This is a genomic window from Streptococcus mitis (assembly GCF_047463435.1).
GTDB classification, from domain to species: domain Bacteria; phylum Bacillota; class Bacilli; order Lactobacillales; family Streptococcaceae; genus Streptococcus; species Streptococcus mitis_DS.
On the sequence record NZ_JASHDW010000003.1, the window covers coordinates 127115 to 151468 of the forward strand.

Annotated in this window: 24 protein-coding genes, 1 riboswitch and 2 other annotated features; of the genes, 5 read left to right on the forward strand and 19 right to left on the reverse strand. The window is 43.2% G+C overall.

What is annotated here, in order from left to right:
• Positions 1-7: 7 nt before the first annotated feature.
• Positions 8-1003, reverse strand: coding sequence for a LacI family DNA-binding transcriptional regulator (locus tag QM843_RS02920; protein ID WP_173213096.1), 996 nt, complete (start codon positions 1001-1003; stop codon positions 8-10).
• Between the two features lie 180 nt (positions 1004-1183).
• On the reverse strand, positions 1184-1639 hold the full coding sequence (locus tag QM843_RS02925; protein ID WP_049499338.1) for a GNAT family N-acetyltransferase: 456 nt from the start codon (positions 1637-1639) through the stop codon (positions 1184-1186).
• A 69-nt stretch (positions 1640-1708) separates the two neighbouring features.
• Here QM843_RS02925 and QM843_RS02930 point away from each other — a divergent pair, with 69 nt between their 5' ends.
• Complete coding sequence (locus tag QM843_RS02930; RefSeq protein WP_094753350.1) at positions 1709-2368, forward strand: prepilin peptidase; 660 nt, start codon at positions 1709-1711, stop codon at positions 2366-2368.
• Here the strand turns inward: QM843_RS02930 and trpA are convergent.
• From trpA to QM843_RS03000, 14 genes are all read right to left on the reverse strand, one after another.
• The gene (trpA, locus tag QM843_RS02935) at positions 2340-3116 is read right to left on the reverse strand and encodes a tryptophan synthase subunit alpha (protein ID WP_094753351.1); all 777 of its coding nucleotides are present in this window, start codon (positions 3114-3116) and stop codon (positions 2340-2342) included. The two genes, QM843_RS02930 and trpA, sit on opposite strands and share 29 nt — an antisense overlap.
• Complete coding sequence (gene trpB, locus QM843_RS02940) at positions 3109-4332, reverse strand: tryptophan synthase subunit beta (RefSeq protein WP_084924149.1); 1224 nt, start codon at positions 4330-4332, stop codon at positions 3109-3111. The genes trpA and trpB (QM843_RS02940) overlap by 8 nt, the downstream gene beginning before the upstream one ends.
• Complete coding sequence (locus QM843_RS02945) at positions 4310-4909, reverse strand: phosphoribosylanthranilate isomerase (protein WP_414304470.1); 600 nt, start codon at positions 4907-4909, stop codon at positions 4310-4312. Before QM843_RS02945 ends, trpB (QM843_RS02940) begins: the two co-directional genes overlap by 23 nt.
• Complete coding sequence (gene trpC / locus QM843_RS02950) at positions 4896-5663, reverse strand: indole-3-glycerol phosphate synthase TrpC (protein WP_414304471.1); 768 nt, start codon at positions 5661-5663, stop codon at positions 4896-4898. The genes QM843_RS02945 and trpC overlap by 14 nt, the downstream gene beginning before the upstream one ends.
• A complete protein-coding gene (gene trpD, locus QM843_RS02955; protein WP_414304472.1) occupies positions 5660-6664 on the reverse strand; it encodes an anthranilate phosphoribosyltransferase in 1005 nt (334 codons plus the stop codon). Before trpD ends, trpC begins: the two co-directional genes overlap by 4 nt.
• 10 nt (positions 6665-6674) lie before the next feature.
• The gene (locus QM843_RS02960) at positions 6675-7241 is read right to left on the reverse strand and encodes an aminodeoxychorismate/anthranilate synthase component II (RefSeq protein WP_000601909.1); all 567 of its coding nucleotides are present in this window, start codon (positions 7239-7241) and stop codon (positions 6675-6677) included.
• Entirely contained in the window at positions 7238-8599 is a 1362-nt protein-coding gene (gene trpE / locus QM843_RS02965) for an anthranilate synthase component I (RefSeq protein WP_024057629.1), read from the reverse strand. The genes QM843_RS02960 and trpE overlap by 4 nt, the downstream gene beginning before the upstream one ends.
• 71 nt (positions 8600-8670) lie before the next feature.
• Positions 8671-8896 (reverse strand) — a binding site (T-box leader).
• Positions 8893-10071 carry a tryptophan synthase subunit beta gene (gene trpB / locus QM843_RS02970; RefSeq protein WP_414304473.1) on the reverse strand — a complete coding sequence of 393 codons (1179 nt, stop codon included), beginning with the start codon at positions 10069-10071 and terminating at the stop codon, positions 8893-8895. (Overlaps the previous feature by 4 nt.)
• A gap of 66 nt (positions 10072-10137) precedes the next feature.
• Positions 10138-10369 (reverse strand) — a binding site (T-box leader).
• Positions 10370-10403: 34 nt separating this feature from the next.
• A complete protein-coding gene (locus QM843_RS02975; RefSeq protein ID WP_414399142.1) occupies positions 10404-11633 on the reverse strand; it encodes a DegT/DnrJ/EryC1/StrS family aminotransferase in 1230 nt (409 codons plus the stop codon).
• Between the two features lie 42 nt (positions 11634-11675).
• Complete coding sequence (locus tag QM843_RS02980; protein ID WP_414304475.1) at positions 11676-12368, reverse strand: sugar transferase; 693 nt, start codon at positions 12366-12368, stop codon at positions 11676-11678.
• Between the two features lie 183 nt (positions 12369-12551).
• A complete protein-coding gene (locus QM843_RS02985; RefSeq protein WP_414304476.1) occupies positions 12552-14294 on the reverse strand; it encodes an ABC transporter ATP-binding protein in 1743 nt (580 codons plus the stop codon).
• The gene (locus QM843_RS02990) at positions 14284-16029 is read right to left on the reverse strand and encodes an ABC transporter ATP-binding protein (protein ID WP_414304477.1); all 1746 of its coding nucleotides are present in this window, start codon (positions 16027-16029) and stop codon (positions 14284-14286) included. Before QM843_RS02990 ends, QM843_RS02985 begins: the two co-directional genes overlap by 11 nt.
• A 54-nt stretch (positions 16030-16083) precedes the next feature.
• Positions 16084-16719, reverse strand: a complete 636-nt coding sequence (locus QM843_RS02995) for a DUF421 domain-containing protein (protein WP_084856080.1) — start codon at positions 16717-16719, stop codon at positions 16084-16086.
• A complete protein-coding gene (locus QM843_RS03000) occupies positions 16716-17171 on the reverse strand; it encodes a DUF3290 family protein (RefSeq protein ID WP_020900359.1) in 456 nt (151 codons plus the stop codon). Before QM843_RS03000 ends, QM843_RS02995 begins: the two co-directional genes overlap by 4 nt.
• A gap of 133 nt (positions 17172-17304) precedes the next feature.
• On the opposite strand from QM843_RS03000, the gene QM843_RS03005 reads away from it, so the two are divergent.
• From QM843_RS03005 to QM843_RS03020, 4 genes are all read left to right on the forward strand, one after another.
• Positions 17305-18132 carry an exodeoxyribonuclease III gene (locus QM843_RS03005; RefSeq protein ID WP_414304478.1) on the forward strand — a complete coding sequence of 276 codons (828 nt, stop codon included), beginning with the start codon at positions 17305-17307 and terminating at the stop codon, positions 18130-18132.
• An 11-nt stretch (positions 18133-18143) separates the two neighbouring features.
• A complete protein-coding gene (locus QM843_RS03010) occupies positions 18144-18530 on the forward strand; it encodes a bleomycin resistance protein (RefSeq protein ID WP_414304479.1) in 387 nt (128 codons plus the stop codon).
• A gap of 321 nt (positions 18531-18851) precedes the next feature.
• Positions 18852-18947, forward strand: a riboswitch (purine riboswitch).
• Between the two features lie 326 nt (positions 18948-19273).
• The gene (locus tag QM843_RS03015) at positions 19274-19855 is read left to right on the forward strand and encodes a xanthine phosphoribosyltransferase (RefSeq protein ID WP_414304480.1); all 582 of its coding nucleotides are present in this window, start codon (positions 19274-19276) and stop codon (positions 19853-19855) included.
• The gene (locus QM843_RS03020) at positions 19855-21117 is read left to right on the forward strand and encodes a nucleobase:cation symporter-2 family protein (protein ID WP_001194477.1); all 1263 of its coding nucleotides are present in this window, start codon (positions 19855-19857) and stop codon (positions 21115-21117) included. Before QM843_RS03015 ends, QM843_RS03020 begins: the two co-directional genes overlap by 1 nt.
• 32 nt (positions 21118-21149) lie before the next feature.
• On the opposite strand, the gene QM843_RS03025 is transcribed toward QM843_RS03020, so the two are convergent.
• The 3 genes from QM843_RS03025 to QM843_RS03035 all read right to left on the reverse strand — a co-directional run bounded on the left by QM843_RS03025 (position 21150) and on the right by QM843_RS03035 (position 24302).
• Positions 21150-21554: a PaaI family thioesterase gene (locus QM843_RS03025; protein WP_000651198.1), complete on the reverse strand. Its 405-nt coding sequence runs from the start codon at positions 21552-21554 to the stop codon at positions 21150-21152.
• 69 nt (positions 21555-21623) lie between these two features.
• Positions 21624-23105 carry a UDP-glucose--hexose-1-phosphate uridylyltransferase gene (locus tag QM843_RS03030; protein ID WP_084954414.1) on the reverse strand — a complete coding sequence of 494 codons (1482 nt, stop codon included), beginning with the start codon at positions 23103-23105 and terminating at the stop codon, positions 21624-21626.
• A gap of 18 nt (positions 23106-23123) precedes the next feature.
• The gene (locus tag QM843_RS03035; protein WP_049499320.1) at positions 23124-24302 is read right to left on the reverse strand and encodes a galactokinase; all 1179 of its coding nucleotides are present in this window, start codon (positions 24300-24302) and stop codon (positions 23124-23126) included.
• Between the last annotated feature and the right edge of the window lie 52 nt (positions 24303-24354).

Here is a 24354-nt window from a genome sequence, read left to right on the forward strand (position 1 = left end):
GCGCTTTTTAAATTTTTTTTGTTGTTTTATCTCCCCAAAAATATGTGGGAATTACGATTCGTTTTTCTAGAATCTCTTCTCGCTTAATCATTTTCAGTATCATTGCAACAGATTCTTTTGCCATCATACCAATATCTTGAACTATTGTAGACACTAGATAAGATTGATCGACAGAAGTTTTTAAACCATCAAACCCAATTATCTGGTAATCATCAGGTGCTATTTTCCCCAGTTCTTTCATAACACTAATAACTCTCAGAGCCATCATATCATTTATTGTAAATATACCATCAATTTCTTTATGAGATTGCAAAAAAACTCTTATCTGATCTTCAGGATTTATTAAAGGTTCTTTCATTTCAAAATTATAGACATCTACTCCTAATTCCTTAGCTTTTTCTCTGAATCCTTTACTTCTGAGTATAGTCTCATTCTCATACATATTAATTGAACCAATAAAAGCAAGGTGCTTATTATCCCTTCTAACCAGTTCCTCTGCTGCAGTTTGTCCTCCTTTGTAATTTGCTGAAGTAACATAGCATACATTTTCCGAAAAATGTCTATCTATACTTACAAACGGTAAATCGGATAAAATATATTTGTCAATATCAGAATATGTAATACCAATAATTCCATCCACTTTATTTTGTTTCAACATTTCGATATATTCGATTTCATTTTGTGAATCGCTATCAGCGTTACAAATAAATAATTTATAATTATATTTTAATAACTCTTTCTCAACATGATAGGCAAACTCCGAGAAAAACGGATGCCAGATGCTCGGAATAATCAAAGCGATAGTTTCTGTTCTATTCTTTTTCATACCTCGAGCATAATTATCAGGGATATAGTCCAATGTTTTTATAGCCCTTTGAACTTTCCTTAAAGTTACTTCTTTAATGCCTTTTTCCTTATTAATCACACGTGAAACTGTTCCAACACTAACTCCTGCTTCTAAAGCAACATCTTTCATGGTAATTGATTTTCTTTGTTCTACCATATTATCACCTCCTTTCAATATATAGTATCATGCAAACGCTTTTTTAGCAACTATTTCTCAATCATTTTTGTCCAGATCCTTTTTCCTATCATGAATAAAATCACTCCAATTAGCTTTTGAAAATACTTCAATTTTCATATGTAAACATCTACATAAAACAGGAAAAGACTTTGTTTGCTTCTATCTCCCCTTTTTCATGATGTATTTTCGTACAGGTGCTTCAACCATTTGAACGATTTCAAATCCTTCTTTTTGATAAAGGTGCTGGGCTGCTTGATTTGCTTCGAGGACATTTAAAGAAATACTACCTATGTCTCCATTTTCAAAGACCAAACTAACAAATTTCCTTAAAGCCTGCCTACCTAAGCCTTGTCCCTGTTTCTGGGGATTGATAAAAAAGCGTCCAATATGAAGATTGCTGTCTTCTTGCCTGATTTTCTGGATAACCCCCACAAACTCTTGTCCTTCAAAGATTGAAAAGATTCCTTCCAACTCTTGCAAGACTTGAAGGGTCAGTGGAAAAGGAATCTTTGGTCCCATCCATTGTTCCTGAAAATCTTTCCCCAGGGAGTTGGACCATTGGCATACGAGCTGAGCATTTTCTGTGCTCACATTTTCTTCAAAACGAATTGTCATCTCGACCTCACTATCTTGTCTATGTTTCTCCATTATACTACTTCTCCTATTTTTTACGAATAGATAAGTATGATTGATTTTTATTTTTTTCTTGTCGGGAGCATTCTCGCTTCCTTTCTTGGTTTGGTCATTGACCGTTTTCCAGAGCAATCCATTATCCTACCAGCTAGCCACTGCGATGCCTGTCAGACTCGCTTGCATCCCTTAGATTTGATTCCGATTCTCTCACAGGTCTTCAATCGCTTTCGCTGTCGCTACTGCAAGGCTCCTTATCCAGTCTGGTATGCCCTTCTTGAACTAGGTTTAGGTCTCCTTTTTCTGGTTTGCTCTTGGGGATTTCTTTCCTTGGGGCAAGTCATCCTAATCACTGCTGGTTTGACTCTGGGCATCTACGACTTCCGTCATCAGGAATATCCCTTACTAGTCTGGCTGACTTTTCACCTAATCCTCATGGCTTTCTCTGGCTGGAATCTAGTCATGGTCCTCTTCCTTGTCCTTGGAATTGTGGCTCATTTTATCGATATCCGCATGGGCGCAGGGGATTTTCTCTTTTTAGCTTCTTGTGCTATCGTCTTTAGCGCAACGGAGTTACTTATCTTGATTCAGTTTGCTTCTGCAACAGGGATCCTAGCCTTTCTCCTGCAAAAGAAAAAGGAAAGACTTCCTTTCGTGCCCTTCCTCTTACTCGCGGCTTGTGTAATTATTTTTGGTAAGCTACTGCTTGTTTGATAAAGTCCTGAATTGGCTCTCCTTGGTGGAGAGCTTTTACAATTTTCGAACCAACGATAACACCATCTGACACCGCATTGAAGCGTTCTACATCGGCTTGACTAGATACGCCAAAACCTGTCAAGACTGGGATATCAGCCACATGATGCAATTGTGCCAAGTGCTTGTCCAAGTCTGCACGATAATTGCCAGATTTCCCTGTCACCCCATTGATGGCAACTGCATAGACGAATCCTTCTGCCCCTTCAATCAACTCTTTCTGACGCTCAATCCCTGTGGTCAAGCTTACTAAAGGAATCAAAGCAATGTCTGTGTCTGCCAAAAAAGGCTCTACAAAGTTGGCATGCTCATGAGGCAGGTCTGGAATAATCAAGCCCTTAACCGCTGTATCTGCCAAACCTTTAACAAAATTCTCCACACCGTACTGAAAGAGGGGGTTGAAGTAGGTCATGATGACCAGCGGAACCTCTGTTTCAATGGTTTTCAAGGTTTCAACCAAAGCCTGGGTAGAAGTCCCGTGGGCTAAACTGCGCAAGCCAGCTTCTTCGATAACAGGTCCATCTGCAACAGGGTCTGAAAAGGGAATACCAACTTCAATAGCCGAAACACCCAAATCTTCTAAAAAGTGAATTGTTTCTCCGAGTCCATCCAAACCTTTCTCATGGTCTCCAGCCATGATATAGGGAACGAAAATTCCTTTTCCAGCTGCTTTTATAGCGTTTAATTTTTCTGTTAGTGTCTTAGGCATAAGTTTCTCCCTTCTTTACTGCATCTGCTTCCAAGCGGTCTTTGACTTGAACCACATCCTTGTCCCCACGACCTGATAGACAGACAATCATAGACTTTTCTGGTCCAAGTTCTTTGGCCAATTTCACTGCAAAGGCGATCGCATGGCTAGATTCCAAGGCTGGGATAATCCCTTCCACACGAGACAAGAGTTGGAATCCTTCCAAGGCCTCTTCGTCTGTCACAGGAACATAGCTGGCACGTTTGATATCGTGGTAGTGAGAATGCTCTGGACCGATACCAGGATAGTCCAAACCTGCTGAGATCGAGAAGGCTTCAAGAATTTGACCATGGGCATCTTGGAGCACATCCATGAGGGAACCGTGAAGGACACCCGGACGACCCTTGGTCAAGGTAGCTGCGTGATGCTCTGTATCCACACCAAGTCCTGCTGCTTCAGCTCCATACATAGCTACTGATTCATCTTCTACAAATGGATGGAAGAGACCGATAGCATTCGACCCACCACCAACACAGGCTACTAGAGCATCTGGTAAATCTTGACCTGTCAAGTCACGGTACTGTTGTTTGGCTTCCCTACCGATGACACTTTGGAAGTCACGGACGATTTCTGGGAATGGGTGAGGCCCCAAGGCAGAACCAAGGATATAGTGGGTATCATCGATATTAGCCACCCATGAACGAAGAGCTGCATTGACCGCATCCTTGAGCACGCGCGAACCATCAGTCACAGCCTCGACCTTGGCTCCCAAAAGCTCCATACGGAAGACATTAAGGGCTTGGCGTTTGACATCCTCCTCACCCATGTAGATGGTACATTCCATATTAAAGAGGGCCGCAGCTGTTGCAGTTGCCACACCGTGCTGACCAGCACCTGTTTCAGCGATAATTTTCTTTTTACCCATGCGTTTGGCAAGCAAAACTTGTCCTAAGGCATTGTTAATCTTGTGGGCCCCTGTATGGTTGAGGTCTTCACGTTTAAGATAAATCTTGGCTCCGCCAATATGCTGGGTCAAGTTTTTTGCGTAGTAAAGAGGAGTTTCACGTCCTACATACTGGCGCAAAAGTTGGTTTAATTCCTCTTGGAAACTTGGGTCTGCCTGACTTTCACGGTAAGCTTTCTCCAACTCCAAAACTGCTGTCATCAATGTTTCTGGGACGAAACGTCCTCCGAATTTTCCGTAAAATCCATCTTTATTTGGTTCTTGATATGCCATTCTTTGCCCTCTCTATAAATCTTCTAATCTTTTCCTGATCTTTTTGTCCATCTGTCTCCACTCCGCTCGATACATCGACTGCATAGGGAGTAAAGTGTTGAATTGCTTTTGCTACATTTTCTTCATTAAGCCCACCTGCGATAAAGAAGGGCTGAGCTAGTTCTGTCGTATCTAGTTGACCCCAGTCAAAGGTCTGGCCACTTCCTGCCACAGGAGCATCAAAGAGTAGATAATCTGCTTGAGAATTGGGCACATGACCCTCGCCATCCACCTGAACAGCCTGAATACTGGCACAAGGCAAATTCTCAAATAAATCATCTGCCACCTGACCGTGAACTTGAACCAAGTCCAAGCCAACGTTGTCAATCGTTTCTAGCAGTTCTGCCCGACTTGGTGAAACAAACACACCAACCTTTTTGACATCTGCAGGAATAAGCTTTGCCAGCTCAGCAGCCTGATCCAAGGTCACCTGTCTTTTACTAGGTGCAAAGACAAAACCGATGTAGTCGGCTCCTGCTGAAACGGCTGTTTCCACCGCTTCTTTAGTCGATAGTCCGCAAATTTTAACCTTTGTCAATCTGCAACTCCTTGATTCTCTGGGCTACATCTTCTGCCTGCATGAGAGCTGTTCCCACCAAAATTCCGTTAAAGTATGGGGCTACTCGTTCCGCATCCTGCCCTGTGAAAATAGCAGATTCAGAAATGTAATAGCGTCCTTCCTTAAAGTGCTGGGACAAATCTACACTGGTCTGCAAGTCAACTTCAAAGGTGGTCAAGTTGCGGTTATTGACCCCGATAATCTGGGCACCAAGTCTGTGAGCTACCTCTAGTTCAGCTAGATTGTGAGTCTCCACTAAAACTTCCAGACCAAGCTCTGTCGCATAGTCATACAGTTCCTTAAGACGTTCTTCTGACAAGGCAGCCACAATGAGCAAGATGACTGTCGCACCGGCATTGCGAGCACGGATAATTTGCTTTTCATCGATGATAAAGTCCTTGTTGAGCGTTGGAATCTGTACCTGACTGGAAATCTCCCGTAGATAATCCAAATGACCTTTAAAGAAAACTTCATCTGTCAGAACAGAAATCATCACTGCGCCGTTTTCTTCATAAGTCTGGGCCTGTTGCACAATATCCACATCGAGATTGATATCTCCCAAACTAGGGCTAGCTTTCTTGACTTCAGCGATTACCTGTAAACGGTCTTGGTGTTGTTTTAGATAGTCAGCCAAGCGATAGGTCTGGCGCAGGGGCTGAATTTTCTCCAGCTCCATCTGCTCGACCTCACGTGCCTTCTGCTCCAAAATTCGTGCTAAAAATTCCTGACTCATTTTTGGTACTCCTGTAACAGTCTGAGTTTTTCAAGGGCCTTGCCACTAGCAATCACTTGACGGGCCAAGGCAACTCCATCCCTGATATTATCTACCTTACCATTAGCATAGAAACCAAGACCAGCATTTAAAACTGTCGTTTCCAAGAATGGACTTGGTTCATTTTTAAGAACGCTGAGCAAAATTTCTGCATTTTCCTGAGCGTTGCCTCCACGAATATCTTCGATAGCGTAGCGTTCCATTCCCAAATCCTCTGGAGTAAAGCTTGACAAGGTGATTTCGCCATTTTCCAGAAGAGCAATCTTGGTTGTTCCATTCAAGCCAGCTTCATCCAATCCTTCTGGCCCAGCAACAACGATGGCACGTTTGCGACCCATATTTTTCAAAACCTGAGCTGTACTTTCTAGAAGTTCTGGACGACTAATACCAAGAAGCTGTGTTTCCAAAGCCATTGGGTGAATCAGGGGACCAGTCAAGTTCATAATCGTTGGAATTCCCAATTCCAAACGAGCTGGCATGATATATTTCATAGCTGGGTGCATATTTTTAGCAAAGAGAAAGACGATTCCAGTTTTATCAAAGACCTTACCTAGTTCAGCTGGTTTGAGGTCTAGGTTGATGCCCAAGGCTTCGAGAACGTCTGCAGAACCAGATTTAGAAGAAATCGAGCGGTTACCGTGCTTGGCCATGTGAACACCCCCACCAGCCAAGACAAAGGCTGCAGTTGTAGAGATATTAAAGCTGAAAGACTTGTCCCCACCAGTACCACAGTTGTCCATGGCATCATGAATCTCAGTTGGAATATGTTGGGCATGCCCTCTCATGACTTGGGCAATGGCTGTGCGTTCTTCAGGTGTTTCCCCCTTCATCTTAAGAGCCAAAAGGAGAGAAGCAATCTGCGCTTCCGTTACACGCCCAGTTACGATACGCTCAATGACATCCGTCATTTCCACACCTGATAAATTTTCAAATTTTGCTAGTTTTTCAATAATCTCTTTCATCCTAGTTTCCTCACTTTACAACCTTCTCGATAAAATTCCGAATAGAAGACAAGCCATCTGGCGTTCCAATACTCTCTGGATGGTACTGGAAGCCATAAATCGGTAGGTTTTTATGTTGAATCCCCATGATGGCTTGATCATCAGTAGAACGAGCTGTCACTTCAAAGTCTTCTGGCATTTCCTCAATCAAAATACTGTGGTAACGCATGACTGCACGGCCATCCTCAATACCTTGATACAAAACAGATGGCGCTTCAAAGCTGATATTACTCTGTTTCCCATGCATGACTTTTGGAGCCAAACCTAACTTACCACCAAAGACTTCTGCGATAGCTTGGTGACCCAAACAAATCCCAAGAATCGGCTTCTTGCCAGCAAAATCACGAATCATGTCTTCCATCTTTCCAGCATCAACTGGCCAACCAGGACCAGGAGAAAAGACCAGACCATCTGCTTTTTCGGCTTCTTCATACAGCTTGGGATCATCATTTCTCAAAACCTGTACTTCTGCAAAATTCCCAATGTATTGGGCCAAGTTATAGGTAAAAGAATCATAGTTGTCAATCAATAAAATCATGGTCTTAGTTCTCCAATTCTAGTCATAGATTTAGCCTTGTTAATGGTTTCTTGGTATTCGTTTTGGGCGATGGAGTCGTAGACAATCCCTGCCCCAGCCTGCACATAGGCTGTTTGATTTTTGAGAATCATAGTTCGGATGGCAATGGCAAAATCCATATCACCCGTCGCAGACAAGTAGCCGATTGCTCCTGCGTATACGCCCCGTTTTTCTGTTTCCAGTTCATAGATGCGTCTCATCGCTCGAATCTTTGGTGCTCCAGAAACGGTTCCAGCAGGAAGTGTAGCTTTCAAGGCATCCATAGCAGTGAGTTCTGGAAGCAAACGCCCCTTGACCACACTGGTCAAATGCATGACATAGCGGAAGAGCTCCACTTCCATATACTTGGTGACTTGGACACTAGCCGTTTCAGAGATGCGGCCAATATCATTACGACCCAAGTCTACTAACATCCGATGTTCTGCTGTTTCCTTCTCATCCGAAAGCAGGTCTGTCGCCAAAGCCTTGTCTTCTTCATCCGTAGCTCCTCTTGGTCGTGTCCCTGCAATCGGATTGGTTGTCACGATGCCATTTTTGACAGAAACCAAACTTTCAGGACTGGCACCGATGATTTGATAATCCCCAAAATCATAGAAATAAAGGTAATTAGAAGGATTAGTCACGCGGAGATTTCTGTAGAAGTCAAATGGATTTCCAGTAACCTCTGCTGAGAAGCGCTGACTGAGCACGCATTGGAACATATCCCCGTTACGAATCAAGTCACGAGCTGTTTCCACCATTTCCTCAAACTTCTGAGGAGCGATATGGGGTTTGAAGTCTAACGGAGATAGATCCAAGTCTTCAAATTCATTTGGAGCAGGAATGCGTAATTCCTCAAGCACTTGGTTCAAGGCTTCTTCCAAGTCTTCTTGACTACGCTCACTATAGAGAGCATCCTCGATGACATGGATTTTTTCCTTCTTGTGGTCAAAGACCATGTAACTCTCATAGACGAAGAAATGCATGTCTGGCGTTCCAATTGTATCTTCAGGAATTTGACCAATTTCTTCATAAAGCGAAATCATATCGTAACCAACAAAACCAATGGCTCCTCCACCAAAAGGTAGATCTGAATGGTGTTGGCTCTTATAAGTCACTTCATAAAGGAAATCCAAGGGATCCCGATCAATCACCTGCCCATTTTGATAAAGAACTCCATTTTCAAACTTAATCTCAAAAACTGGATTATAGGCTAAGATAGAAAAACGAGCTGTTTCCTTGTCTCTCGGAATACTCTCTAAGATAACCTTGTGTTGCCCCTTTAGGCGCATATATGCCAATATTGGTGATAAGACATCTCCATGAATGATTCGTTCCATTGTAATTTCCCTTTCAGTTCTACTTCTAGTCCGTGGCGACTGTATGAAAAATCCCCACGCAAAACAACTTGCGTGAGGACGAAATTCGCGGTGCCACCTCAATTATAGGATTTCTCCTATCTCTCATTCCTGTCTCAGATATTTCCTGTAACAGGCTGTGCGATAAAGGGCACTCCCTTGAGAATTATGTTTTCTTCTCTCGTTTCAGATGGACCCAACCTTACAGCTTTCTCTGCTTGTTTCCAGCAACCACAAGCTCTCTGTGAGAGAAAAGACTGTAATTTTTCCATCTATTATTTTTTAGCTTCTAGGTAATCTGCAATCTCAGCTACGTCCTTGTCTCCACGACCAGAGACATTGATGATGATAATGTCGTCTTTACTTAGTTTCGGTGCACGTTTAACTGCTTCTGCGATAGCGTGCGAACTTTCAATCGCTGGGATAATCCCTTCAGTCTTGCTGAGAAGGAGGAGAGCCTGAACAGCTTCTTCATCTGTCGCTGCAACATATTCCACGCGACCAGAATCTTTAAAGTAGGCGTGTTCTGGGCCAACCCCTGGATAGTCCAAACCAGCTGAGATAGAGTAAACTGGAGCCAACTCTCCGTCTTCCTTAAAGACTGCATAGGTCTTCATGCCGTCGACAATTCCGATACTACCTTTTGTCATAGTAGCTGCGTGCTTGTCTGTATCAAGTCCATGACCAGCAGCTTCTACTCCAACCAATTTGACTTCTTCATCAGCCACATACTGTGAAAAAGCACCAATGGCATTTGAACCACCACCGACACAGGCAATAACGTAATCTGGCAAGCGTCCTTCTTTTTCTAAGATTTGACGGCGAGATTCTTCACTGATGATCTTTTGGAATTCATGAACAATTGTAGGATAAGGATGAGGGCCTACAGCAGATCCCAAAACGTAGAAGGCTTCAAGGTCATTCATCCATGCTCCAAAGGCTGCATCAACCGCATCCTTAAGGGTACGCGTTCCAGTTTCAACTGCGTGAACAGTTGCTCCCATCATCTCCATACGGAAAACATTGAGACGTTGACGCTCCACATCCTCTGCCCCCATGTAGACATCACAGGCCATACCAAACTTGGCTGCAGCCGCTGCTGTCGCAACACCGTGTTGACCAGCTCCTGTTTCTGCGATAACACGTTTTTTGCCCATACGTTTAGCCAAAAGAATTTGTCCTAAAACGTTATTAAGCTTGTGAGAACCCAGATGGTTAAGATCTTCGCGCTTGAGATAAATCTTAGCCCCACCTAAGTGATCTGTCAAACTTTCTGCAAAATAAAGCGGTGTTTCCCGACCTGAATAATCCTTCAAGTAATGGCGAAACTCTGCCAAAAACTCTGGATCATCCTTGTACTTGTCAAATGTCACTTCCAACTCATCCAACAAAGCCTGAATTGGCTCCGGTACAAAACTACCACCAAATTGTCCAAAATAACCTTTAGTTGTCATAAAATTTTTCCTCTTTCAGTATTGATTTCAAGATATGAAAAAAGCCCACACACAGATTGAATTCTGTGTGAGGGCGTTGGTAACGCGGTGCCACCTCAATTATAAAGGGAGTATTCCCCTTTACATCTCTACCTTGTCTAACAACAAGTTGCACTATAAGGTGTGCGCACCGAACTTTCATTGTTTCAAATTCATTTTTAAAATCAGCCCACTTTCACTACTTCCAACCACCTGTTCACAATCACCACAGGCTCCCTGAAGATCAAAAATAATTACTTTTCTGATTTATTGAACTTATTTTAATACTTTGTTTTTTCTTTGTCAAGACTTTTTTACGATTTTTTTGATGAAGCTAGTACTTTTTCAGAAACTGTTTTGAAAGTCTCAATGATATAGTCCACTTCTTCATCGCTTAATTTAGTGTGAAGAGGGAGCGTAATTTCATTTTCAAAGAAGGCATAAGCCTTAGGATAGTTCGCCATATCAAAACCAAGATTCTTATAGGCTGTCAAAAGCGGAAGCGGTTTGTAGTGGACATTGCTTGCAATTCCTGCTTTAGCTAATTCTTGGATAATAAGATTGCGTTCTTCTAAACTCGCTCCTTCTACATGGGTGATGTAGAGGTGGCGTGAAGATTCGACAGTTTCAGTCTTGTGTGCCAATGGATGGATACGAGAACCTGCAAAACCACGATCATAGCGGTTCACGATCTCCTTACGACGTTCTAGCAAACTTGGGTAGCGGTCCAATTGTACCAAACCAAGGGAAGCCATAATATCGGTCATATTACACTTGTAGGCTGGTGTGACGATATCGTATTCCCATGAACCCAGTTGCATCTTGGCAAGAGCTTCCTTAGTTTGCCCGTGAAGGGAAAGAATTTGGAATTCCTTGTACATCTCTTCGTCGTCAATCGCTGGATTGGCTTTCCAAGTGGCACTTCCACCTTCTGCAGTTGTAAAGTTCTTAACGGCGTGGAATGAGAAGGAAGTAAAGTCAGCGATAGAACCAGCTGGTTGTTCTTTATAAGTAGATCCCAAAGCGTGGGCACTATCAGAGACAATCACAATACGGTTAAAGGCTTTTTGCCACTTGCTTGAAGCAGTAAAGAGGTCACGTTTCTTTTCCACAACTTGGAACAAACGGTCATAGTCGCAAACAATCCCTGCAAGTTCTACTGGGATGATCACCTTAGTTTTCTCAGTGATAGCTTGCTCCAGCAAGTCATAGTCCATCTCAAACGTATCTGCTTGAATATCCACCATGACAGGGGTCGCCCCTACGTGAGTGATAACACTACATGAAGCTGTATAGGTCATGGCTGGAACGATAACCTCATCACCAGGTCCAACTTCCAAGACGCGCAAAATCAACTCAAGCGCGGCAGTCGCAGAGTTAAGACAGACAGTCTTGGGCGTCTGTGTGTATTGAGACAAGCGACGCTCCAGTTCTTTTGTCTTGGGACCTGTTGTAATCCAACCAGAACGCAGGGTATCCGCTACTTCAGCAATTTCTGCTTCTGTAATATCGGGTGGTGAAAATGGAATATTGTAATTTGGCATTGATTTGCTCCTTTTATCTGTACTCATTCTCTCATGACTACTTTATTTTAGCACTTCAAACACGGTTTGAAACATGATTTTGATGTCTCCAAGGAAACTAAACCCTCGGAGATAGGCGAGGTTATAGCGCATCTTTTCAGGAAGAACGTGTTCGACATAGGCTTGGTCAACCGACAGACCTTTCTCCGTCATTTGACTGATGATAGTGTCCTCATCCTTGTAGTTGATGCTGGCTGGAGAGGTAATCCCTGCTGGCAAAAGCAAGGTCGCCATCATTTCAGGGCTATACTGCTCTGTGTAGCGTGGCACTTCAGGTCGTGTACCGACAAAGGACATTTCGCCTTTAAGGACATTGACCAGCTGAGGCAGTTCGTCCAAACGCACACGGCGGATGAAATTGCCAACCTTGGTAATGCGGCTATCGTTAGCAGAAGTCACCAAACTTCCTTTTTTGTCTGCATCCGTCACCATGGTACGGAACTTCCAAATCTTGAAAGGTCGATTGTACTGGGTCACACGCTCTTGCTTGTAAATCACTGGCCCCTTGCTATCCAACTTGATCCAAATGCTCAAGATGAGAAAGATGGGAGAGGTCAGAACCAGTACAACCAAGGCCAAAACCCAGTCCAAACAACGCTTGAAAATCAGCGAACCCTTCCTTTTAGAGACAAGCTGGTAGTAAGACTCAACCTCGCTTGATTTCATTTCCACGGGCAAGTCTTCCCATTTCAGCATGCTGTTTCTCCTTTGTTTTTATTATACTATTTATCAACATTTTTCATTATACCACAAAATGGAAAAGGCGGTGAAAGAAATCTGTAATTTGAAGGATTTCCTTCTTACACTCAATGAAAATCAAAGTACAGCTTTGAGGTTGCAGATAAAGCTGACCTGACTTGAATAGATTTTCAAAGAGTATTAGGCCATGGCCCCTGCCTGCAAACTATACATCTTGTGATAGGTTCCTCCCAGAGCCAAGAGTTCCTCATGGCTTCCACTCTCAATAATTCGCCCTTTGTCCAAAACATAAATACAGTTGGCGTCTTGGATAGTAGAAAGACGGTGGGCAATGGCAATGGTTGTCCGTCCCTGTCTCATCTTCGCCAGTGAAGCTTGAACCAAACTTTCTGTTTCAGAGTCAATATTGGCTGTCGCTTCATCCAAAATCAGGATTTTAGGCTGACTGGCGACTGTTCTAGCAAAGGCTAGAAGCTGGCGCTGCCCTGTTGAAAAACTGGAGCCACGCTCAGAAACAGGGGCGTCATAACCCTGAGGAAGTTCTTGAATAAAGGAATCTGCATCTACGAAGCTAGCTGCAGCCTGTACCTGCTCATCACTAATATTTTGGTACATGGCGATATTGGACTTAATGGTCCCATGATAGAGGAAGGGATCCTGCAAGACCAGACCGATGTTTTTTCTCAACTCTTCCTGACTGTAGTTCCTGATATCCACATCATCCAAGAGAACTCGCCCTGACTGAAATTCATAAAAGCGCATGAGGACATTAATAATCGAAGATTTCCCAGAACCTGTATGCCCTACAAAAGCTATGGTTTCACCCTTATTAACAGAGAAAGAAATGTCATCCAGAATCGGATGTTTTCCATCATAAGAGAAACATACATGTTCAAAACGGATATTGCCTTCTTTGATCTCGTCCTGCCCATTTTCTTGAAGGGGTTCATAGGTCCTCTCGTCTATCAGGGCAAAGACACGGCCTGCAGAAACCATGGAAGTTTGAAGGGTTGAAAAGTTTTGCGTTACTTCAATCAAGGGGTCAAAAAGGCGGTTGATGTACTGGATAAAGGCATACATAGTCCCGGCAGTTATTCCCAGATAAAGGCCACGATAGCCAAAATAGGCCATTAAAACTGCATATCCTAGGAGTTTCAACAAACTCATGGCAGGGCGCAAAAAGAGGGCATCCAAGGCTACAGAACGGTTGGCATAGACCAAGTGTTCTTGGTTGATTTCATCAAACTCTGACTGTAGGCGCTTCTCTTGATTAAAGGCCTGGATTATTCTGATTCCCTCGATGTTTTCAGCCAGCTTGCTATTGATATCTGACAAGAGACTTCTGGTTTTCTCAATGATTTTCACTGATTTTTTCCGATAGAGATTGACCAAAATGAAAATCAAGGGGAGAAAGAGCAAGACCAAAGCTGTCAAACGAAAATCCAACACCAACATGGTATAAAGGGTTGTCAGAAAGATGAAAACTGCTGAGATAAAGCTGGATAATATCCCCGAAAACATATCACTAATAGTCTCGGTGTCATTTGTCAAACGAGAGACGATAGATCCTGCTGGCGTCTTGTCAAAATAAGACATACCCAGCTTTTCCATATTGGCAAAGGCATCTCGACGAATATCTCTAACAATACTGTAAGACACGCGCGCAAAGAGAAGATTGCCGACATACTGGACCAGAGTTTGTAGGATATAAAGGCCATAGTAGGCCAGCAAAACGATCACAGCGAGTTGGTTGAGATTTCTGAGATACTGATCGATAAAGTGGGAGGCCACAAGGGGAATGACGCTTTTAATGACCGTCGTCGCTAGGAGAAAGCTGAGTGCCAAAAAGGTCAGGAGTCCATAAGGCTTGAGATAGGACATCAAGCGCTTCAATACAACCCATTGTTCTTGTTTATTCTGCATCTTCTTCTCCTTTCATTTCTAACTGCTGAGACTGGTAGGTTTGGGCATACCAGCCATCCATAGCTAGCAAGTCTTCGTGCCTGCCTCGTTCGATAATTTGACCATTTTGCAGAACCAAGATCAGATCTGCATGAACAACTGCACTGAGGCGATGCGCTGTGATAATGGTTGTCTTGTCCTTGCGCGTTTCCTTTAGATTGTCAATAATCGCATACTCTGTCTTGGCATCCACGGCCGACAAGGAATCATCTAAAATCAAGATATCAGGGTCTAAAATCATAGCCCGACTCATGGCCAGACGCTGCTTTTGACCACCAGAAAGACTGACTCCTTTTTCACCAATCAACGTATCAAAGCCCTGAGGCATGGCTACGATATCTTGGTAAACTTGGGCTAGCTTAGTCGCTTCCTCGACTGCTGAAAGTGGTAAATCAGGATTCCCAAAGCGGATATTGTCTAAGATAGAGCTCGCAAAGAGAAACTGGTCCTGAGGGACATAGCCCATAAGACTACGAAGGTCTGTCAGACGGTAGTCACGAATATCGTGGCCATTCAGATAAATAGCTTCCTTATCCACATCGTATTCACGCAAGAGGAGTTTGATCAAGGACGTTTTACCAGAACCTGTCTGCCCAACCAAGCCCAATGTTTGCCCTTTTTCCAAACTAAAGTGAATATCCGTCAATGTTTCATCATCTTCAAAGGCAAAACTATCAATATTGTACTCCAAGCGCCCATTTTCAATGCCATCTAAAGGAAACTCAGGATCTCGTACAGGTGATTTTTGAGACAACAGTTCCTCAATCCGCTGGTAGGAAACCTTGCCTCGCTGAGTAATATTAAAGAGGAAACCAATAGCCATAAGAGGCCAAACCAGCATATCCAAGTAGCTGATAAAGGTAACCAGATTTCCAACCGTAATCTGCCCTTTCTGAACCATCAAGGAGCCGACCAAAAGGGTTAACACATAGGATGAACCAACAAACAAGAGAACCATGGGATCAAATAGACTATCGTATTTCATGGTTTGGAGGTTCTTTTGGAAGGTCAATTCATTGACCTCCTGAAAGGACTTAAGCTCATCCGACTGATAACCGAAGGACTTTGTCACTTTGATACCTGATACAGACTCCTGCACCTTGTTATTGAGTTCGGAAAAGGCAGCTTGGGATTCGCCAAAAGCCTTGTGGGTCTTTCTCCCTAGACGACTGGTCGCATAAGCCATGAAAGGCAGGGGAAGAATGGCAACCAAGGTCATCTGCCACGAAATGCTAAAGAGCATGGTCAGCAAGGTCACCAGAGCCGTGATAGAAGCATCCACCGCTGACATAACACCGCCACCTGCTAGACGCGTTAGGGCATTGATATCATTGGTTGCGTGTGCCATCAGGTCCCCCGTCCTATAGGTTTGATAAAAGGCTGGAGACATTTTTGTGAAATGCTCAAATAAGCGAGAGCGCATAATCTGTCCCAGACGGTAGGAAGTCCCAAGGATATACATCCGCCAAACATAGCGCAGATAGTACATCCCAAAGGCCGCAAGAAGCAAGTAAAATAGGTCAAGAAGGAGGTCCTGCTGGGTTAATTGCCCCGATGTGATAGCATCAATGACCCGCCCCATAACCATGGGGGGAATGAGGTTGAGGACGGAAACCAAAACCAGGGCCACAATCCCGACTAGATAACGGCGTTTTTCTAACTTGAAAAACCACCAAAGTTTTTGAATAATGGACATAAAATCCCTTTCTGATTGCAAATTGAAACCTGAGGCCAAGACCCCAGGTTTTTCTTATTCATAGGTTACGACTGAGACGACACCCTTGTCATACTCAGCGATAAAGATATTGGCTACATTGTCATGCCCTTGTTTGCTGAGGTTATCAAGCAACCACTCTTCGCTACGACCAATCGATTCCAAAACATCGACTTGGATCACACCGTCAGTCACAACTGGATACTTAGGATTTTCATCCCCCATTTGGACCACGATGAGTTGGCCATTTTGCTCCTGCACAGCGCATTTGACCTGTTTCATCTGGAAAATCCCTTGGCTACGAAGTTTGAGAGCAACTTCTGCCGCAGACAAACCAACTGAACGACAGGCTTCTGGGTCAATCTGCCCATTTTTGATGAGCAGAGTCGGTTTACCATCAATCAAGCGTTTCACAAAACGAACATTGTTATTGAGCCACTTTAGGGTCAAGACCAAAATCGTCCACATCATCAAAATCACTGCATACTGGAGAATACTGATAGAACTATTGTAAATCACCCCACCGATGATACCACCGAGAACATAGTTCTGAATTTGGTCTGTCGCAGAGTTAGGTGCTAGGTTCCCCTTTCCTGTCACATTGATAACAAAAACAAGCGAGAAGAGCCCCAAGGCCAGTTTGATTAAAATTTCCATATAATTGAGTGTCATTTGTTTACCTCCACCAATTCAATAGCATCTGTTTGATGCAATTCTAATTTCTCTAAAAGATACTTGTCTGGTTGGCTCCCGTTCATGGCACGATAGACATTTGAACCTACCTTGACAAGCGCTCCATCAGTGGCTGCAGAAGTATTGACATAGACTTCTGATTTATCCACTCCCAAGTCTTTGGAAACAACCTCTATGAAATGAAGGGAGGTTTGAAATTGATTGTTAGAGGCTTGATTGGTCTGGTATTTTGAAATTGTCACTAAAAGCATGGCCACTAAGGTCAAGGCCAAAATCATGACCAATTCCCGAAACTTAGTCCCCTTTTTATCTCGATAGGCCTTAAAGGCAAAAAATCCTGTGATAGCTAGGAGAACAATTCCAAAGCCAATCATGATTCCATTTTGTTGACTGATTTGGCTAAGCACATAGTCATATGAGTAAAATTTCATTTATTTTCACTCCCTTTCATAAAATCATTCTTAATTATAAACGAAAGAGAGTGATTTTTCAAGCCATACGTTGGGGAAATAGACCTTTTTTTGGTATAATAAAATCTATAATCTGAATGAAAAAGGTAACTTTATGAAACTTATCTCATGGAATATTGATTCCCTCAATGCAGCCCTAACTAGTGACTCAGCTCGTGCCAAATTGTCCCAAGAAGTCCTACAAACCTTGGTCGCTGAAAATGCTGATATTATTGCTATCCAAGAAACCAAGCTTTCTGCCAAAGGGCCTACAAAGAAACACTTGGAAATTTTAGAAGAACTCTTCCCAGGCTACGAAAACACGTGGCGTTCTTCCCAAGAGCCTGCTCGTAAAGGCTATGCTGGAACCATGTTCCTTTATAAGAAAGAACTTACACCTACTGTCACTTTCCCAGAAATCGGTGCCCCTTCTACCATGGACTTGGAAGGCCGCATCATCACCTTGGAATTTGATGAATTTTTCGTAACGCAAGTTTACACTCCAAATGCTGGTGATGGTCTCAAACGCTTGGAAGAACGTCAAGTCTGGGATGTCAAATATGCGGAGTATTTAGCTCAACTAGACAAAGAAAAACCAGTCCTTGCGACCGGCGACTACAACGTAGCCCACAATGAAATCGACCTTGCAAATCCTGCTAGCAACCGCCGTTCACCAGGATTTACAGACGAGGAACGTGCTGGATTTACCAACCTCTTGGCAACTGGATTTACCGATACTTTCCGTCATGTTCACGGCGATGTTCCAGAACGCTACACTTGGTGGGCACAGCGCAGCAAGACTTCTAAAATCAACAATACAGGCTGGAGAATCGACTACTGGCTCACAAGTAACCGCATTGCTGACAAGGTGACCAAGTCCGACATGATTGATTCAGGTGCTCGCCAAGACCATACACCGATTGTCTTGGAGATTGAACTCTAAGGAGAAAACGAATGGACTATCAAGCTGTCATTCCTGAATTTGTAGTATCTGACATCGAAAAATCACGCCACTTCTACTGCGACCTGCTAAGATTCTCTGTCGAATACGAGCGTCCAGAGGAGAAATTTCTCTTCCTCTCACTTGAAGACTGCCAACTTATGCTAGAAGAAGGCAGCACAGAAGAATTAGCCCAACTAACCTATCCTTTCGGGCGCGGTGTCAATATCTCCTTTGGCATAGAGGATGTTCCAAAACTCTATCAAAAAGTGATGGAGGCAAACTATCCTATTTATCGTCCCTTAACCAAAAGAAAGTTTCGTGTTGAGGATCACTATATCTATCCACATGAATTTGCAGTTTTGGATCCCGATGGCTATTTTTTAAGATTTAGCGAGTAGAAAATCTTTCAAATCAGAAAAAGGCATATTGTCAAGTCTTGAAAAATCTTGATAATATGTCTTTTATGATGAAAAAATCTTCTAATACTCTTCGAAAATCAAATTCAAACCACGTCAGCGTCGCCTTACCGTACTCAAGTACAGCCTGCGGCTAGCTTCCTACTTTGCTCTTTGATTTTCATTGAGTACAAATGTTAGCTTATAATTGAAAATTTGCCCATTTTTATTATGTTTGTTCGTTTTTTAAACCAAAACACTAACAAAACATTTGATTTCTAAAGTTATTTAGTGTAAAATAAAAACATTGGCTCAAGCCTATTTAAAATTGAATATCATTTTACTTGTTTATGTCGTGAATTGGCACGACGTTTCTACAAGGTGCCGGAACACCTAACAATAAGTAAGTTATCTTGAAGGTATGGTCGTTTTCGCCATGCCTATTTTGGGGACTTACTTAGAGATTAAGTAGGTCTTTTTTGAATATTTTTAATATTTCCCTTAATTAGTGCGGACGGGAGCAACTTCCTTCGGAATTTCATCCCTAATTTTTGAGCCAAAAGTCTCAAAAATCCCGTCATAGACAATAACAAGATTATTGTCTATGATACCACTACAACGGGAAATATTTGATAAGACTCGCTTCGCTCGTAATAGTTTTATCAAATATATAGTACTAGCAAAAGGGATCACTATAGAAACATTTAAACAACAAGTAAATTGGCTTTTAGACTTTAGGAGGTCTTATGAAATTATTAGAAGAGCGCATCCTCAAGGATGGGCATATCTTGGGTGATAACATCCTCAAGGTGGATTCCTTTTTAACCCACCAAGTTGACTATCAATTGATGCGAGAGATTGGAAAGCTCTTTGCGGAAAAATTCGCTGCTGCTGGCATTACCAAGGTCGTAACCATTGAAGCGTCAGGTATTGCTCCAGCCGTTTTTACAGCTGAAGCCTTAAACGTTCCCATGATTTTCGCTAAAAAAGCTAAAAACATCACTATGAACGAAGGTATCTTAACTGCCGAAGTTTACTCCTTTACCAAGCAAGTGACCAGCACTGTTTCTATCGCTGGAAAATTCCTCTCACCAGAGGACAAGGTCTTGATTATCGACGATTTCCTTGCTAATGGCCAAGCTGCTAAAGGCTTGATTCAAATCATCGAACAAGCTGGAGCCACAGTCGAAGCTATCGGTATTGTGATTGAAAAATCCTTCCAAGATGGCCGTGATTTGCTTGAAAAAGCAGGCTACCCTGTTCTATCACTCGCTCGTTTGGATCGTTTTGAAAATGGTCAAGTCATATTTAAGGAGGCAGATCTCTAATGCAAACTCAAGAAAAACACTCGCAAGCAGCCGTTCTTGGCTTGCAGCACTTACTAGCCATGTACTCAGGATCTATCCTGGTTCCCATCATGATTGCGACAGCCCTTGGTTATTCAGCTGAGCAGTTGACTTACCTGATTTCCACAGATATCTTCATGTGTGGAGTGGCAACCTTCCTCCAACTCCAACTCAACAAATATTTTGGTATTGGACTCCCAGTCGTTCTAGGAGTAGCCTTCCAATCCGTTGCTCCCTTGATTATGATTGGGCAAAGCCATGGAAGTGGCGCTATGTTTGGTGCCCTTATCGCATCAGGGATTTACGTAGTTCTTGTTTCAGGCATCTTCTCAAAAGTAGCCAATCTCTTCCCATCTATCGTAACAGGATCTGTTATTACCACGATTGGTTTAACCTTGATTCCTGTCGCTATTGGAAATATGGGAAATAACGTTCCAGAGCCAACTGGTCAAAGTCTCTTGCTTGCAGCTATCACTGTTCTAATTATCCTCTTGATCAACATCTTTACCAAAGGATTTATCAAGTCTATCTCTATTTTGATTGGTCTGGTTGTTGGAACTGCCATTGCTGCTAGCATGGGCTTGGTTGATTTCTCTCCTGTTGCGGCAGCACCACTTGTCCATGTCCCAACTCCACTCTACTTTGGGATGCCAACCTTTGAAATCTCATCGATTGTCATGATGTGTATCATCGCAACGGTGTCTATGGTTGAGTCGACTGGTGTTTATCTAGCCTTGTCTGATATCACGAAAGACCCAATCGACAGCACGCGCCTGCGCAACGGTTATCGCGCAGAAGGCTTGGCCGTACTTCTCGGAGGAATCTTTAACACCTTCCCTTACACAGGATTTTCACAAAACGTTGGTTTGGTTAAATTATCAGGTATCAAGACTCGCCTGCCAATCTACTACGCAGCTGGTTTCCTGGTTCTCCTTGGACTCCTTCCTAAGTTTGGTGCCCTTGCTCAAATCATTCCGAGCCCTGTCCTCGGTGGTGCCATGCTGGTGATGTTTGGTTTTGTATCGATTCAAGGGATGCAAATCCTCGCTCGTGTTGACTTTGCTAACAATGAACATAACTTCCTTATTGCAGCTGTTTCAATCGCTGCAGGTGTCGGTCTAAATAACAGTAATCTCTTTGTCAGCATGCCGACAGCCTTTCAAATGTTTTTCTCAAACGGAATCGTCGTAGCTAGCCTACTTGCCATTGTCCTCAATGCCGTATTAAATCATAAAAAGAAATAAGAAAAAGAGGTGTAAGCCTCTTTTTTGTTTCTCTATATCCTTACCTGTCTGTCTTCTGACCGCTGGCCTGTGACAAACATGGTAAAGGTTGCCTTGCAGACGTTTCTGCCTTCTTGATTGGTAATATCCACATCCACCACACAGGTTGTGCGACCTTGATGGACACATTCTCCTTTAATGGTCAATACGTCGTCGAGTTTTCCTGCTTTGAGGTAGTTGATAGAGGACTGAAGTGTCACTCCATCAAGCCCCAGCGAGATAACCACCAAACCACTGATCTGGTCACAGAGAGTAAAGAGATAGCCACCATGTGCATTGCCATAGTAGTTGAGCGACGAATCCACTACTTTTGTCGTCACCACAACGTGACCATCTCTCATTTTTTCAATTTCGTAATTTTCAAAGGCAGATATAGCGTCAAAATGAAAATCTTTCATCGTTTCCTCCTGATATTTCAAACGACACTATGATACTACTTTTTATAGGACTGTGCAAGGAGAAAGCTCCTAGTCTGGCAAAATTCCAACCTGTTCCACAAAGCGCATAAAGGCTGCCTGTCCTTGTTCCGTTTGCTTGTAAACTCCTGCATCCTCAAGCACACGCGCAAAGATAGCACCCACAGAGTCCTTGACGATTTCAAGGGCTTTTTCTTTATCCGTTAAGTCTGGATGTTGAGCTTTAAGTTGGTCTGCCCATTCCTGATGATAGTCGGCAACTGTAACAGCTTCTCCTACAAGATAGCTAGCGACTTTCTCCACTTCCTCTTTCAGACGTGGGGGCAAGATTGCTAAGCCCATGACCTCAATCAAGCCGATATTTTCCTTCTTGATATGTTGAACATCCTTGTGGGGATGATAGATGCCATCAGGATGTTCTGCAGAAGTCTGATTGTCTCTCAAGACTAAGTCCAACTCAAACTGTCCATCACGCTTACGCGCTATAGGTGTGATGGTGTGATGCGGTGTCCCGTCTGTCTCTGCCAAAATCTGCACGGCAGGGTCTGAATACTGACGCCATTCCTGCAAAATCTTGTCAGCTAAGTTGATCAAATCTTCTTTGGAATCCGAAGTCAAACGCAACACTGACATAGGCCACTTGACAATCCCAGCCTTGACCTGCTCAAAACCAGCAAATCGGAAGGTCTTTTGCAAGGGAGCCAATTCCATAGGAAAGACATGACGGCCTCCCTGATTGTGATCATGAGTTAGAATAGAGCCTCCCACAATCGGCAAGTCGGCATTAGAGCCAGCAAAATATCCTGGAAACTGCTCTACGATAGCCAACAAACGCTCAAAACTCTGACGACTAATGACCATGGGACGATGCTGGCCATCTAAAAAGATACAGTGCTCATTAAAGTAAGCATAGGGCGAATACTGGAATCCCCACTCCTGACCAGCCATTTCAAAACGTATAATACGGTGGTTGCTGCGAGCTGGGTGGTTAACTCGACCAAGGTAGCCCTCATTCTCTAGACAAAGCTGACACTGAGGATAATTACTAGCTTGCACCAACTTGGCTGCCGCAATCTCTTTCGGATCCTTCTCAGGCTTAGAGAGGTTGATGGTAATTTCAAGCTCTCCGTAATCAGATTGAACACGATAAGCGATATTTTTAGCAATAGCCTTGAGTTTGATGTAGTCATTCTTCTGACTGAGTTGGTAGAAATTCGCTATCGCTTGCTCAGGAGATTGGGCATAGGTTGCCCAGAAGTCACGATTGACCTGACTTGGACAAGGAGTTACCAAGTTCATCAGTTCAGCACCGAGAATCTCACGCGCAGTCTGACTATCCTCAATCGTCTCTAATCGAACGGCTTCCTCAACCAACTGGTCTTTGAGGTCAATCAATTTATCTAGACCAGTCTCAACTTCCAAAACACCATCTCCCACTCGTGCCAAGACACGATTGGTCAGGTAGATTCGATCCATTTCCTCAAATGAACTTTCAGCAATAACGTGTGTTACAAATTTATCTACTAAGGTCACTATAGAGCCTCCTTTTAACTAGTCAAGGACGCGAGTGCCACCTGCAACTTCAGCGATATAGAAGCTTGGAGCGTAGCCAACTACTTCCTCGTAGTGTTTGCCAACAGCTTCCTTAAAGGCATCAACAGTGTCTTTTTGCACCAAGGCAATGGCACATCCGCCAAAACCTGCCCCTGTCATCCGAGCACCGAGAACTCCTTCTTGATCCCAAGCTGTGTGAACAAGAGTATCCAATTCCAAACCAGTTACTTCATAGTCATGCTCTAGGGAAACGTGTGACGCATTCATCAAACGACCAAATGTTTCCAAATCTCCTGCTTGAAGGGCTACTTGGGCTTTGAGAGTACGTTGGTTTTCAAGCACAGCATGGCGAGCACGTTTCAAACGATTTTCATCTTTAATCAGATAACTGTATTGGTCAAAGGCCCACTCGTCCAATTCACCCAAGGTCTGAATATCTAAGGCAACTTGCAATTCTTCCACCGCTTTTTCACACTCAGCACGACGTTCATTGTATTTAGAGTCCGCCAATTCACGGCGTTTGTTAGTGTTCATAATAACAACGACATTGTCCTTCAAATCAAGTGGTACCAAATCATACTCTAAAGTGTTAGTATCTAAGTAAATAGCACGTTGGTCTGCACCCATACCGATAGCAAACTGGTCCATAATGCCAGAGTTGACTCCGATAAAGTTGTTTTCTGTTTGTTTTCCGATTTTAACCAAATCGAGACGCTCTAATTTTAAATCAAAGAGATGCTCTGCCACGACCCCTGTCAAAAGTTCCAAGGATGCTGAAGAAGACAAACCAGCACCATTTGGGATATTCCCATAAACAAAGAAATCAAAACCTTTGTCAATCACATGACCAGCTTCTTGCAAGAAATGAAGAACCCCTTTTGGATAATTGGTCCAATTGTGCTCTTTTTCAAACTTGAGGTCAGCGAGAGGCACTTCGATAATGCCCTTGTCCTCAAAATTAGCTGAGTAGAAACGTAAAACTTGGTCGTCACGCTTACGAGCTGCACCGTAAGTTCCCAAGGAAATAGCAGCTGGAAAAACGTGCCCACCGTTGTAGTCCGTGTGTTCACCAATCAAATTGATACGACCTGGTGAAAAGAAAGTTTGGTCTGCTTCTTGATCAAAAACAGCAAGAAAGTCTTTGCGAAGTGCTTCTGCAGTAAGATGTTGTGTCATTTGAATTCTCCTTTGACTGTCCGTTAAGCCACCTTAACATGTAATCGTTTTC